Consider the following 12,250-nt stretch of genomic DNA (forward strand, 5'->3'; position numbering starts at 1 on the left):
GGTCAAGGTCTACTTGCCGCGGAGCCCCTTGGCGATGATCGCCACCAGTCCCGCGAACGCCAGTCCCAGCACCATCACACCCCAGAGAACCAGCCAATCCGTGATCGCCCTTGTCACCACCAAAACACCCAAAACGACAAAAAGCACGCCGCTGAGCAGGGCCATCCAGTCCGTCCTGTGCACGCGGCGCGGCCGCTCGACGTCACGCGCCACGTCGCACCTCGATGTCGCCGACGCCGCTGCGCAGATCGAGCACGAGGGTGGCGGGCTCGCCGTCCGGTTTCACCTCGGGTTTCAGCACTTCGTTCACCCGCACGTCCACTCCGCCCTGGACCGACTGGTCCAGTGTGATGTCGCCGACCTTGTTGGAGGCACGCACCTCCACTCTCGCCGTCGGTGGCACGATCACCACCAGCTCGCCCGCCTTGACCGAGGCGGTGAACGTCGTCGTCGACCCTGGCGCCAGCTCCAGCTCCGACAGGTCGAGCCTGCCGTCGCCGAGCCCCACGTCATAGTGCCGGCTCGACTCCGCCACGCTGGCCGGGGTCCACTCCGACGATCCGACATTGCTCGGCACACCGCCCAGCATCAGCCCCGCGCCCACGAGCAGCGCGACGAACGTACCAGCGGCGACCAGCCCGGCGCCCCGCCCCCACCAGGCGGCGATCAGCAGCCCGGCGCCGATGGTGATGAGCATGGCGCCGCCGACGATGGTCGGGCTCACGCCAGCGGCCGTCCTGGCCTGGGCCGCCATGACGATTCCTCCAATGATGAAAGCCAGCAGCAGGGTGAAGGCGCCGATGAACGACTTCGGGCGGCGCGCCGGCCTGGGCCGTTTCTCGGGGACCGGGCGGGCGTACAGAGCGGGATCGTACGGCGAGTAGCCGCCGCCTCTCCTGGCCGGATCGAGCGGCTGGTAGGGGCCGTTGGGGGCGAACGGGTCGCCGTAGCCGACCGTGCTCGGCTGCCGCCGCGTGGGGGCGGGCGGCTGGTACGAAGGCACGGCATGCTCGGCCGTCACCGCGTCGCCGAGGGTCGCATCCGGCTCGATGGCGTCGTGCGCCCGGGCGGGCCCGGCGTGGGGCGACTCCTGCGCGTTCTCGCTCACCAGCCCGGTGAACTCCCGGGTCGTCTCCTGGGCCTGACCGGACGTCTCGTGAGCCTGGCCGGGCGCCCCCTGAGCCTGGCCAGGGGCCGCCGGCTGAGTCCGGTCGGCCACCGCTGCCTGGGACGATGCCGGCGACGACGCCTGCACGGTCTCACTCAGGCCGGTGGCCGCGGACTGCGGCCGCACCGGAGAGGCCGGCCTGGGAGGCGTGTAGGACGGCGCCGGCTGCCCGTCGCCGGTCCTGCGCCTGCTGAGCCGCTCGGGCATCGACCGGGCCAGCCCCAGCAGGTCGACCCCGCTCGCGTGCGCGGCCAGCAGCGACACCGCCAGGAACACGCCCACGACGAGCGTGCCCACGTCCAGCCACACCGTCGCCATGTTGATCCCCAGGCCGCACGCCAGCACCGCGGCCAGCAGCGCCATCACGGTGTCGGCGTCGAAGTCGCGGCGGGTCCACTGCTCGATGAGGCCGGGCTTGCCGTTCGGCTCCTTCATCAGCAGGAACGCCGCGATGTAGAGGAACAGGCCGATGCCAGAGCCGAACATCAGCACCGCGAAGCCGACGCGGAACACCACGGGGTCGATGCCGGTGTGCCGCCCGAGGCCCGCGCAGACTCCCATGAGGAAGCGCCCCTCGCTGCTGCGTCGCAGCACACGGTGAGGAGCGGCCGGTTCCCTGGGCGGAGCTTCTGTCATGTCACCATCGTGTACCTGCGTGCGGTGTGCCCGCATCCGGGACACCCCTGACCCGACCCGGGGGTCGTTCCCTGATGCCCCTGCGCCCGGGACGTGTGACTATGGCCATGTTATGGCTGACCAGAAGACACTTGCCGAGCCCAGCGGCGAAACGCCTTATCGGCGGATGATGCGCCCCATGGAGGGCCGCCTGATCGGCGGCGTGGCTCAGGGGCTGGCGACGCAGCTCTCGCTTGATCCGGTGGTGATCAGGCTAATGTTCGTGCTGCTCAGCGCGGTCAACGGGGTCGGCATGGTCGCGTACGCGGTGCTGTGGATGGTCGCGCCGAAGCAGCCGTACCAGGGGGCCGCTCCGCCGCAGCGTGACTGGAGCCAGCTCGCCGCGTTCAGCGCGATCGGGGTGGCGCTGTTCGCGTTCGGCTGGCTGACGGGCGCCTCCCAAGGCGGCATCGGCATGTTGCCGTTCGCCGTGGGCGGGATCGGCGCCCTGATCCTCTGGCAGCAGGCCGACCCGGAACGCCGCAAGACCTGGATGAGCGGCGCGGCGCTCAGCATGCGGAAGAACCGGGTGCGCTCGCTGCTCGGCGTCGTGCTCGTCGTGATCGGCGGGGCCGGGTTCCTGGCGGCTCAGGGCGAGCTGGCCCAGGCCAGCCAGGGGCTGCTGTTCACCGCCGTCGTGGTCGGTGGTCTGGCCGTCATCGCCGCTCCCTGGCTGGCGGGCCTGTGGAAGGAGCTGCAGCTCGAACGGCGGGAGCGCATCAGGCAGGAGGAACGCGCCGAAGTGGCCGCCATGGTGCACGACTCGGTGCTCCACACGCTCACGCTGATCCAGCGGGTCGCCCACGACCAGCGCGAGGTCACCCGCCTGGCCCGTGCGCAGGAGCGCGACCTGCGCAACTGGCTCTACCAGCCGGCCCAGGATGCCGACGCCACGGTGGCGGCCGCCGTACGCAGGATCGCGGCCGAGGAGGAGGATGCGCACGGCGTGCCCATCGAGGTCGTCTGCGTCGGAGACCTCGACCTCGACCCGGCGGGCAAGCTGGCCGCCATGCTCAAGGCGTCCCGGCAGGCGATGGTCAACGCCGCCAAATACTCTGGCAGTCCGTCCATTTCCGTCTATGCGGAAGTAGAGGGTGAAGAGGTCACGATTTTCGTGAAGGATCGTGGCAAGGGGTTCGATCTTGACGCCGTGCCCCTGGACAGGATGGGGATCAGAGAGTCCATCATCGGGAGAATGGAACGTCACGGAGGCGCGGCCAGAGTCCGCACCGAGCCCGGCGAGGGCACGGAAGTGATGTTGACCATGAAGGTGGAGAAGGCATGACACGGGTGTTGATCGTCGATGATCACCGGCTGTTCCGTTCCGGCGTACGCGCCGAACTCGGCGACTCGATCGAGGTGGTGGGCGAGGCCGAGGACGTGGACTCCGCGGTCAAGGCGATCGCCGAGCTGCAGCCCGACGTGGTGCTGCTCGACGTGCACATGCCCGGGGGCGGCGGCCAGGAGGTGCTGCGCCGCGTCCTGGGCTCCGGCTCCCAGGTGCGATTCCTCGCCCTGTCGGTCTCCGACGCCGCCGAGGACGTCATCGGCGTGATCCGGGGCGGCGCCAGGGGCTACGTCACCAAGAACATCAGCGGCAAGGAGCTGACCGACGCCATCCGCAGGGTGTCGGAGGGCGACGCGGTCTTCTCACCGCGGCTGGCGGGCTTCGTGCTGGACGCGTTCGCCTCGTCGGAGGCCCCGCCCATCGACCCTGAGCTCGACTCGCTGACGCAGCGCGAGCGCGAGGTGCTGCGGCTGATCGCGCGCGGCTACGCGTACAAGGAGATCGCGAAGGAGCTGTTCATCTCGGTCAAGACCGTGGAGACGCACGTGTCGTCGGTGCTGCGCAAGCTCCAGCTCTCCAACCGCCACGAGCTCTCCCGCTGGGCGACCGCCCGCCGCCTCGTATGATGTCTGTACGCGGTTGAGATCGGGCGCGCTCCGCTGCCGCCGGGCGGTCCTCGAACGGTCACCGGCAGCAAGCCGGCGCCGTACGACCAGAGCCCCGGCCTGTCGATCGAGCGCCATCGCGGGCCGCCACGGCTGAAAAGATCCTCCTTCGCGACGACGCCGTCGCGACCTCCGGAGGATCCGGCCGAGACTCGGTGACGACGTGCGGGGTAGCGCCGCGGCCCCAGAATGGGCCGGGTGACTACGCCTCGTCCAGGTAACCGCCATTCGATCGTGCCGGCCCTGATCATCCTTGTCTGGTCTTTGAGCTATCTGGCCCTCGGCCTGCTCTGGGCTTTCGGAGGGCCCGCATATCCGTTCGACGCCGGCGGTCCTGGTCCCGGCAGCACGCTGCTCGACCCTCTTCCGGCGGCGGCCGGCGGAGGCGCGCTGGCGGTGTCGGCACTGGTGGCCGGTGTCATCGCCGTGCTCGCCGCCAGAGGCCCGCTCACCCGGGGCCCCGCCATCGTGGCCGCCGTGGCCGGCGTCTGCCTGGCGGTGCTTCTGCCCGACGTGCGCATCATGATGACCGCCGGGTACGCGCCGGTGATGGCGGTCGCCGCGCTCGCCGGCCTGGTCGAGTGGTCGATGATCGCGAGCATGCTGACGTGGCCGAGCGTCAACCTGGTCATCGTGACGGTGGCCGGCGTCTGCCTGATGGTCCTGGGGGCGCGCGCGCTGATGGGCGGGCCCGAGCGGTCCGGCAGCGTCGCCGGCGCGCTCCGGGTCGGGTGGTATGCGACGGCTGTCGCGGTCGCCGTCCCCGTCATCTACGCCGTCACCCGGTTCGGCTGGCTCCTGGGCGTGCCCGTCGGCATCAGTGACGAGTTCCTGGTCTACATCGACGAGATCACCGGGATCGGCGCCGGTCTCGGCGCGCTCGGCCTCATCGGCGCGATCCTGACCCTCGGCCTGGTCCGGCCGTGGGGTGAGACCTGGCCGCGCTGGATCCCGTTCCTGCGCGGGCGGCCCATTCCGGCGTGGCTCCCGGCCTACACGGCCCTGGCCGTCGCCCTCCCCATCACCTCCGCCGGGCTGATGTACGTCCGCAAGAAGATCACCGGCGAGCAGATGGGCCCTGTCGGGGCGGACGACGAGCTGGGCGCCTGGCTGCCGGAGATGTTGTGGCCGCTGTGGGGTGTGGCCCTGGCGGTGGCCGGGCTGGCCTACCTCGCCCGGCGCAGGCACGCCGCCGCTCTCGCGCGCCGACCATAATGGTGGGCGTGCGAGAGTCCACGTCCACCGCGGGCGCCGCGGTGGAGTCGTTTCTCCACCGGCATCAGGTGAGCGCTGATGCCGGGCTCGCCGTTCTGCTCCTCCTGCCGCTCGGCCTCGTCTCGTTGAGCCTGCTCCAGACCTCCGACAGTCCCCTGTCGCTCCGCCTGCTCGCCGGTGGCGGCCTGCTGGTGCTGCACGCCTGCGTCGTGTTGCGCCGGCTGCGCTCGCTGGCGGCGTACGGGCTGGGCGGCGCTGTGATGCTGCTGCTGGTGGCGCTGCCGCCGCTGCACGACCCGTACGGCGCCTACTATCCGGCGGTGACGCTGCCAAGCACGCTGGTCTTCGGGTTGCTGCTCTACACGGCGTCGAGCCGGCTCGACCTGCTGCCCAGTCTGGTCTGCCTGGCCGTCACCCTGACGGGAGTGGCCCTGGTCCTGGCGCGTCTGTGGAATCCGGCCTCGTGGGGCGGCTCGGTGGGCTCCTACGAGTTGGTCGCGTGGCGGATCGGGCTGTCGCTCGGCCTGGTCGCCGCGGCGGCGTGCCTGTGGTCGCTGGGCCGCCTCAGCCGGCTTCGCCTGGTGCTCCTGTCCGAGCTCCAGGCGAAGGCTGCGCGAGCCGAGGCCGACCGCGCGCGGGAGCAGCAGGAGGCGGCTCGTGCGGAGCGCGACCGCATCAGCCGTGAGATGCACGACGTGGTGTCCCACTCGCTCGCCGTCATGGTCAGCCAGGCGGAGGGCGGCAGGCTGTCCCATCCCGACTCGCCCGCGGCGGGGGTGTTCGGCACCATCGCCGGGGTCGGGCGCGAAGCCCTGCGTGACATGCGCGGGCTGCTGGGTGTGCTGCGCGCCGACGGCGGCACCGCTCCACAGCCGGGCCTCGGTGACCTTTCCGACCTGCTCGACCATGTCCGCGATACGGGCGTGCGCGTCGCCGTACGAGAGGTGGGGGAAGCCCGGGCGCTGCGCCCCGCCGTCGATCTGACCGCCTACCGTGTCATTCAGGAAGGGCTGACCAACGTCATCAAGCACGCGGGCGCGACGGCCGCGGCCGGGATGACGCTGGCGTGGCGCCCCGACGCACTGCACATCACCATCACCGACGACGGCGACAGGCCGCTCGCCAGAGAGGCCGGCGTCGGGCTGACCGGGATGCGCGAACGTCTCAGCATGGTGGGAGGCACCCTGGAGGCCGGCAGGCGGCCGGGCGCCGGCTTCGAACTGTCGGCCACCGTGCCCTACGAGTCGAGGAGTCTCCCATCATCAGGATCATGATCGTTGACGATCAGGAGCTGCTGCGCAACGGCCTTACCATGGTCGTCAGGTCCCAGCCCGACGTGGAGGTGGTCGCCGAGGCCGCTGACGGCCTGGCGGCGCTGAAGGCGCTGGAGTCGCAGCGCGTCGACGTGGTGGTGATGGACATCCGTATGCCCCGCATGGACGGTGTCACCGCCACCCGGGAGATCCAGCGGCTGGACGACCCGCCGAAGGTGCTGGTGCTGACCACGTTCGACCTCGACGAGCACGCCCTGGCCGCGCTGCGCGCCGGTGCGAGCGGGTTCATGCTGAAGGACGCGCCGGGAGAGGAGATCATCGCCGCGATCCGGCACGTGCACCGGGGCGATTCGATCATCGCGCCCGCCACGACCCGGCGGCTCCTCGGGCGGCTCGTCGCGAAGGCCGACACCGACCCGGACGCCGTGCTCAGGGTGCTCACGGAGCGCGAGCGTGAAGTCTTCCTTAGCCTGGCCCGAGGCGCGTCCAACGCCGAGATCGGGGCCGAGCTGTTCCTGTCGGAGACCACGGTCAAGACGCACGTGGGACGCATCCTGACGAAGCTCGGGCTGCGCGACCGCGTCCAGGCGGTGGTCCTGGCGTACGAATCGGGCGTCGTCACGCCCGGCGAGCGTTAGGCACGGGCCTAGATCCGGAGCCGTCCCCCGTGCGGCGGGGTCCCTTTCGCGCCGCACGGGCCGGCCTCTTGCGCACAAGGAGGCAGTCGGAGAACAAGTCCAGGAGAACCCCCTTTTGGCGCATCACCCGGATGCTGACGGCACTGGTCGCACTCGTCGCCGCCTCAGCGTGCGCGGCGGAGAGCGCCCCCGTTCTTCGGGCTATGGCCCAGGCCGCAGCTACAGTTAGTGGAAGAAGGCCAGCGCGCTGAAGCACTGACCCCCCGCGCGGGAACCGGGGCCGCCTCCCGCGCGGGGGACGACCCTTGGCCGTGCTCAGAGCTTCTCGAGCGGTGCGTACGCCAGGAGCAACGTCTTCTCCCCGCCGCTGCCGAAGTCGATCTTGACCTTGGTCTTCTCCGCCACCCCGTCGACGGACACCACCGTGCCCAGCCCGAACGCGTCATGGCTGACCCGGTCGCCCGGCGCCAGCGACGGCACGGTGCGCCCGCCGCTCTTGGCCGGGGCCGGCCGGGCGGCCGGCTCGCGCCGCGTGGCCGCGTTCCAGGCGGACTTCTCCGGGTCGGTGCGCCAGTCGACGAGCTTCGCCGGCACCTCGTTGACGAAGCGGGAGGCGGGATTGAACGACGGCGCCCCCCAGGAGCTGCGCACGGCCGCGCGCGTGAGGTAGAGCCGCTGCTGGGCCCGGGTGATGCCGACGTAGGCCAGCCGCCGCTCCTCCTCCAGCTCCTTGGGCTCGCTCAGCGACCTGATGTGCGGGAACACGCCGTCCTCCATCGCCGTCAGGAAGACGACGGGGAACTCCAGCCCCTTGGCGGTGTGCAGGGTCATCAGCGTGACGACGCCCTGCCCGCCGTCGGCGTCGGGGATCTGGTCGGCGTCGGCCACCAGCGACACCTGCTCCAGGAACTCGACCAGCGTGCCCTCCGGGTTGGCCTCTTCGAACTCGGAGGCCACGGAGATGAGCTCGTTGAGGTTTTCCAGGCGCGACTCGTCCTGCGGATCTTCTGAGGCCTCCAGCTCGGCGCGGTAGCCGGTGGCCACCAGCACCTCCTCGGCCAGTGCGGACGGCGGCACGCCCTCGGCCTTGGTGATCAGCTCCTCGAGCATCGCGACGAACTCGCGCACCGCGTTGAGCGAGCGGGTGGCCATGCCGTAGGCCTCGTCGGCCCTGCGCAGCGCGTCCCAGAACGAGATGCGCTCGCGCGACGACAGCGCCTCGATCATGGCCTCCGCCCGGTCGCCGATGCCGCGCTTGGGCACGTTGAGGATGCGGCGCAGCGACACCACGTCGGCCGGGTTGGCCAGCACCCGCAGGTAGGCCAGCAGGTCCTTGACCTCCTTGCGCTCGTAGAAGCGCACGCCCCCGACCACCTTGTAGGGCAGGCCGGTGCGGATGAAGATCTCTTCGAACACGCGGGAGGCGGCGTTGGTGCGGTAGAAGATCGCGACGTCGCCGGCCTTGACGCCCTCCTCGTCGCTGAGCCGGTCGACCTCCTGGGCCACGAACATGGCCTCGTCGTGCTCGTTGTCGGCGACGTAGCCCACGATCTTGGGGCCGTCGCCCTGGTCGGACCAGAGGTTTTTGGGCTTGCGCGACTCGTTGCGCGCGATGACGGCGTTGGCGGCGGCCAGGATGTTCTGGGTGGAGCGGTAGTTCTGCTCCAGCATGATCGTGCGCGCGTCGGGATAGTCGCGCTCGAACTCCAGGATGTTGCGGATCGTCGCGCCGCGGAAGGCGTAGATCGACTGGTCGGCGTCGCCCACCACGCACAGCTCCGACTGGTCCGCCCCCGACCGCACCAGGTCGCCGTCGGTGGTGCGCAGCTCGGGATGCCCCACCAGCTCCCTGATCAGAATGTATTGGGCGTGGTTGGTGTCCTGGTATTCGTCGACCAGCACGTGCCTGAAGCGCATCCGGTAGTGCTCCGCCACCTCGGGGAAGAGCTGGAACAACGTCACCGTGTTCATGATGATGTCGTCGAAGTCCATCGCGCCGGCCTCGGTCAGCTTGAGCTGATAGGCCTTGTACGCCTGCGCGAGCGTCTTCTCCAGATGCGAGCCCGCCCTGTCGAGCGCGCTCTCGTAGTCGACCAGCTCGTTCTTGAAGTTGCTGACCTGGGCGGAGAACGAGCGCGGCGGATAACGCTTCGGGTCGAGCTCCATCTCCCTGCAGACCATCGCCATGAGCCGCTGGGAGTCGGCCTGGTCGTAGATCGAGAAGCTGGACGGGAACCCCAGCCGCTTGGCCTCCCGCCGCAGGATGCGCATGCAGGCGCTGTGGAACGTCATCACCCACATGGCCTTGGACCGCGGCCCGACCAGCTGGTCGATGCGCTCCTTCATCTCCTTGGCGGCCTTGTTGGTGAAGGTGATCGCGAGGATCTCGCCCGGATGCGCGTCGCGCTCGGCCAGCAGATAGGCGATGCGATGCGTCAGCACCCGCGTCTTGCCTGACCCTGCCCCCGCGACGATGAGCAGCGGGCTGCCATGATGGATCACGGCCTCGCGCTGCTGCGGGTTGAGGCCATCGAGCAAGGGGTGGTCAACAGAGGCTTGGGTCGGCACCTACCTAGGTTAAGACGCCCCACCGACAAACGTCGCACGGAATGCCATCGCCGGTGCCCCGGTTGTGATCGACGGAAGTCCAGAAAGGGGAACCATGCTGCCGGAGAGTGAGATCAACCGGGTTCTTGTCGTGACCGCCCACCCGGATGACGCCGATTTCGGCGCGGCGGGGAGCGTGGCGCTGTTCGTCGACAGGGGCGTGGAGGTCACATACCTGCTGGTCACGGACGGTGACGCGGGCGGCAACGAACGCACTCTGGACAACTCGGGCATGGCCGAGCTGCGCAGGACCGAGCAGCGGGCCGCCGCCAAGGCGGTCGGCGTCACGGATCTGCGTTTCCTCGGCTATCCGGACGGCCAGGTGGTGCCGTCACTCGAGCTCAGGCGTGCCATCGCCCGGGTGATCCGGCAGGTCAGGCCCGACCTGGTCATCACCCACCATCCGGATCGCAACTACCGGTTCGTCGCGCCCAGCCATCCCGACCATCGCGCGGTGGGCGGCGCCGCCCTCGACGCCGTCTACCCCGACGCCCGCAACCCCTACGCATTCCCCGAGCTGGCGCGGGACGAGGGCCTGGAGGCGTGGACCGTACGTGAGGTGTGGCTGACCGGCGGCCCCGCACCGGATCACTGGGTGGACGTCACCGGCGCCATGGACCGCAAGCTCGCGGCCTTGCAGTCACATGTGAGCCAGGTCGCTCATGTGGAGGGCTTCGCCGACTTCGTCAAGAGCCGCTTCGCCGCCTGGGGCGAGCAGGCCGGCTTCGGCGAGGGCCGCTACGCGGAGGGCTTCCAGGTCGTCTCCACGGCCTGACCTCCGCCTCGCGGTGCTACGGCACCGATCCGGGGGGCACCACCCAGAGCGCGGGCTGCCCCGTGACCTCGGAGATGACGTCGAAGTCGCGGTCGTAGTGCAGGATCGTCGCCCCGTGCACCTCGGCGCAGGCGGCGATCAGCAGATCGTTCGGTCCGATGCCGCGGTGCTGAGAGATCGCTACGAGCTGCTTCTGCACGTCCAGGGCCCGTGCCTGCACCTCCTGGTCCATCGGGAGCAGCACGCACTCGCGCTGGGCCTGAAGGATGCGTTGGTAGTGGGCGATGTCGCGGGCGCTGTAGAGGACTTCGAGATCGATGATGCTGCAGGTCGCCACGGCCCGTGCCGCGTAGAGCGGATGGAGCGCCTTGGCGACCGCGTCGCTGGTGCGGATGCGCGCCAGCGCGCTCTTGTCCAGCAGATACATCAGTCCTGCCGTCGCCACGCCTTCTTCATGATCTCCGGGTCGAGCAGATCCGGGCTCCCCTCCGTGCGCCAGAACTCGAAGGCCTCTATCGCGCTGGCCCTCTCCGCGTCCCTGTCGATGACCACCTGCAGTGCGATGTGGACCGTCTCCTTCATGGTCGGCGTCCCTAGCTTCTGCTGGGCCTCCTCCAGGAGCTCCTTGTCGATGTCGATCACTGTACGCATACAACACCACCTCCGTACCTCCAGCGTATATCAGAACTTGCGATCTTGATATACGCCCTTCCCGAGGAGGAGCGATTTCCCGGGAAGGGCGCCTCGCAGACGCTAGAGCATCGAGGCAGGGGTCGTGTGGAACGATCCAGAAGGCGCCGGAGGGATCTTCACTCTCGGGTGGAGAACCTTCATTCCCGGACGGGTAGATGATCTACCGCGGGACGCGAGAGGCGGTCACCGTACGTGTTCAAAACGGGGTGAGCGGAAGATCTCAGACTGAGGCGGGAGGGCTTGGTTTTCGCTTGGCGGCGAGGCGGGCGAAGAGGTATCCGAAGGAGTTGGTGGCCAGGTGCAGCATCACGGGGGTCAGCAGGCCGCCCCGGCGGCGTAGCTCGCAGAACAGCACGCCCGCCGCCGCCGTGGACACCACGCTGCCCGCCACCACGCGGGCGGTGTCGAGGCGCCCGGGGGCTTCGTCGGCGACCAGGGCGCCGAGCGCGGGGTTGGCGCGGGCCATGTCGATGGCCGGGAGGATGTGCCAGAGGCCGAACAGGGCAGAGGAGACCCCGGTGGCGGCGACCGCGCCGTGCCTCTGGCGGAGCAACGCGTGGAGGGCGCCCCTGAAGCCCACCTCTTCCAGCAGAACCGTGCCGAAGGGAACCTGGATCAGGGCCTCCTCCCAGACACGGGCGCGCGAGAGCGACAGGGCGCGGTCGTCGTGGAAGAGGGGTCTGGTGCGCGGCATCGAGACGCCGGCGGTGTAGACGGCGGCCACCCCGGCGGCGAGGGCGCCGCCGGCGATCGCGCCCCGGCGGCCGTGCTCGAAGCCGAGCTCCTGCCAGGAAAGGCCGGACCTGCGGGCCATCGCCACCAGGGCGGCCGTCGCGGCGGCGGACGTCAGCGGGCCGAGCCGGGGGGCGATCTTGTTGTTCATGATGTTGGCGGCGGCGAGGATCGCGATCGAGCGAAGCAACACCCCTGCAGGCTACGTCGCCCGCGTCGTCAGGAGGCGGGCGACGTCGCCTGCGTCGCCTGCGTCGTCAGGAGGCGGCGGGACGGCGCCAGCCCTCGGGGAAGCGGGTGCGGCGGCGCTCCTGCGGGGTGAGGCCGCCCCAGATGCCCTCCGCCTCGCCCGCCCTTAAGGCGTAGGAACGGCACTCCTCGATGACCTGGCAGCCGGCGCAGACCGCTTTGGCCCGCGCCTCCTGCAGCGGTGTGGGGGCGAGGGGGAAGAAGAGGTCAGGGTCGCTGGACCTGCACGCGCCCCTGCGCAGCCAGCCGATCTCCTCCAGTGACATGGGTC

The 12,250-nt window shown here is 70.1% G+C and carries 13 protein-coding genes; 6 read left to right on the forward strand and 7 right to left on the reverse strand.

Going from position 1 to position 12,250, the window contains the following annotated elements; translation table 11 throughout:
• Positions 1 to 9: 9 nt before the first annotated feature.
• Together ABGB01_RS11685 and ABGB01_RS11690 are read right to left on the reverse strand one after the other, a co-directional pair.
• Complete coding sequence (locus ABGB01_RS11685) at positions 10 to 213, reverse strand: hypothetical protein (RefSeq protein WP_347773154.1); 204 nt, start codon at positions 211 to 213, stop codon at positions 10 to 12.
• Positions 203 to 1,762, reverse strand: coding sequence for a PspC domain-containing protein (locus ABGB01_RS11690; RefSeq protein WP_347773156.1), 1,560 nt, complete (start codon positions 1,760 to 1,762; stop codon positions 203 to 205). The genes ABGB01_RS11685 and ABGB01_RS11690 overlap by 11 nt, the downstream gene beginning before the upstream one ends.
• Before the next feature lie 208 nt (positions 1,763 to 1,970).
• Between ABGB01_RS11690 and ABGB01_RS11695 the strand changes: the two genes are divergently transcribed.
• From ABGB01_RS11695 to ABGB01_RS11715, 5 genes are all read left to right on the forward strand, one after another.
• Positions 1,971 to 3,128 carry a PspC domain-containing protein gene (locus tag ABGB01_RS11695; RefSeq protein WP_347773158.1) on the forward strand — a complete coding sequence of 386 codons (1,158 nt, stop codon included), beginning with the start codon at positions 1,971 to 1,973 and terminating at the stop codon, positions 3,126 to 3,128.
• Complete coding sequence (locus tag ABGB01_RS11700; RefSeq protein WP_347773160.1) at positions 3,125 to 3,757, forward strand: response regulator transcription factor; 633 nt, start codon at positions 3,125 to 3,127, stop codon at positions 3,755 to 3,757. Before ABGB01_RS11695 ends, ABGB01_RS11700 begins: the two co-directional genes overlap by 4 nt.
• Before the next feature lie 303 nt (positions 3,758 to 4,060).
• On the forward strand, positions 4,061 to 5,011 hold the full coding sequence (locus ABGB01_RS11705) for a hypothetical protein (RefSeq protein WP_347773162.1): 951 nt from the start codon (positions 4,061 to 4,063) through the stop codon (positions 5,009 to 5,011).
• Between the two features lie 8 nt (positions 5,012 to 5,019).
• Complete coding sequence (locus ABGB01_RS11710) at positions 5,020 to 6,285, forward strand: histidine kinase (RefSeq protein ID WP_347773164.1); 1,266 nt, start codon at positions 5,020 to 5,022, stop codon at positions 6,283 to 6,285.
• Complete coding sequence (locus ABGB01_RS11715; RefSeq protein WP_347773166.1) at positions 6,282 to 6,923, forward strand: response regulator transcription factor; 642 nt, start codon at positions 6,282 to 6,284, stop codon at positions 6,921 to 6,923. The genes ABGB01_RS11710 and ABGB01_RS11715 overlap by 4 nt, the downstream gene beginning before the upstream one ends.
• A 315-nt stretch (positions 6,924 to 7,238) precedes the next feature.
• Here ABGB01_RS11715 and pcrA read toward each other — a convergent pair whose 3' ends face one another.
• Positions 7,239 to 9,461 carry a DNA helicase PcrA gene (gene pcrA / locus ABGB01_RS11720; RefSeq protein WP_347773506.1) on the reverse strand — a complete coding sequence of 741 codons (2,223 nt, stop codon included), beginning with the start codon at positions 9,459 to 9,461 and terminating at the stop codon, positions 7,239 to 7,241.
• Positions 9,462 to 9,585: 124 nt separating this feature from the next.
• Between pcrA and ABGB01_RS11725 the strand changes: the two genes are divergently transcribed.
• Entirely contained in the window at positions 9,586 to 10,305 is a 720-nt protein-coding gene (locus ABGB01_RS11725; protein ID WP_347616674.1) for a PIG-L deacetylase family protein, read from the forward strand.
• Between the two features lie 16 nt (positions 10,306 to 10,321).
• Here ABGB01_RS11725 and ABGB01_RS11730 read toward each other — a convergent pair whose 3' ends face one another.
• From ABGB01_RS11730 to ABGB01_RS11745, 4 genes are all read right to left on the reverse strand, one after another.
• Positions 10,322 to 10,750, reverse strand: a complete 429-nt coding sequence (locus ABGB01_RS11730) for a PIN domain nuclease (protein ID WP_347773168.1) — start codon at positions 10,748 to 10,750, stop codon at positions 10,322 to 10,324.
• Positions 10,732 to 10,947: a type II toxin-antitoxin system VapB family antitoxin gene (locus tag ABGB01_RS11735; RefSeq protein ID WP_347773170.1), complete on the reverse strand. Its 216-nt coding sequence runs from the start codon at positions 10,945 to 10,947 to the stop codon at positions 10,732 to 10,734. The genes ABGB01_RS11730 and ABGB01_RS11735 overlap by 19 nt, the downstream gene beginning before the upstream one ends.
• 271 nt (positions 10,948 to 11,218) lie before the next feature.
• Positions 11,219 to 11,923 (reverse strand): CPBP family intramembrane glutamic endopeptidase, encoded by a 705-nt coding sequence (locus tag ABGB01_RS11740; RefSeq protein WP_347773172.1) that lies wholly within the window; start codon positions 11,921 to 11,923, stop codon positions 11,219 to 11,221.
• Between the two features lie 64 nt (positions 11,924 to 11,987).
• Positions 11,988 to 12,245: a WhiB family transcriptional regulator gene (locus ABGB01_RS11745; protein WP_347616671.1), complete on the reverse strand. Its 258-nt coding sequence runs from the start codon at positions 12,243 to 12,245 to the stop codon at positions 11,988 to 11,990.
• Positions 12,246 to 12,250: the final 5 nt, after the last annotated feature.

Origin of the sequence: Nonomuraea sp. B5E05 (assembly GCF_039880665.1) — a bacterium.
Lineage (GTDB): Bacteria > Actinomycetota > Actinomycetes > Streptosporangiales > Streptosporangiaceae > Nonomuraea.

Coding starts and splice junctions, on each gene's coding strand:
- ABGB01_RS11695 (WP_347773158.1), top strand. CDS start 1,971: ATGATGCGCCCCATGGAGGGCCGCCTGATCGGCGGCGTGGCTCAGGGG.
- ABGB01_RS11745 (WP_347616671.1), bottom strand. CDS start 12,245: ATGTCACTGGAGGAGATCGGCTGGCTGCGCAGGGGCGCGTGCAGGTCC.
- ABGB01_RS11725 (WP_347616674.1), top strand. CDS start 9,586: ATGCTGCCGGAGAGTGAGATCAACCGGGTTCTTGTCGTGACCGCCCAC.
- ABGB01_RS11715 (WP_347773166.1), top strand. CDS start 6,282: ATGATCGTTGACGATCAGGAGCTGCTGCGCAACGGCCTTACCATGGTC.
- ABGB01_RS11700 (WP_347773160.1), top strand. CDS start 3,125: ATGACACGGGTGTTGATCGTCGATGATCACCGGCTGTTCCGTTCCGGC.